The organism is Microbacterium sp. IEGM 1404, assembly GCF_030056775.1.
Classification (GTDB): Bacteria; Actinomycetota; Actinomycetes; order Actinomycetales; family Microbacteriaceae; genus Microbacterium.
Window position 1 is genome coordinate 1 of record NZ_JASHKP010000045.1, and the last position, 209, is coordinate 209.

Here is a 209-nt window from a genome sequence, read left to right on the forward strand (position 1 = left end):
GCCGCTGCGGATCAGCGCGTGGGGCCCGTCGCCGCTGAGCTCGTATCCGGTGCTGCCGACGATCGCTCCCGCCTCCTCGCGTTCCACCCACAACCGCACGCTCGGCGAGTCCAGACCGCTGAGCGTGCGGTCGACCGCGCCGAGGAACGCCGTGAGCGCCTCGACATCGGCCGGACGGCAGCGCTGGAGGTCCACCGTCCGAGGCAAGC

At 73.2% G+C, this 209-nt stretch carries 1 pseudogene; it reads right to left on the reverse strand.

What is annotated here, in order from left to right:
- Nucleotides 1–195: pseudogene (locus QM517_RS18205) on the reverse strand (GNAT family N-acetyltransferase); the annotation flags it as partial.
- Between the last annotated feature and the right edge of the window lie 14 nt (nucleotides 196–209).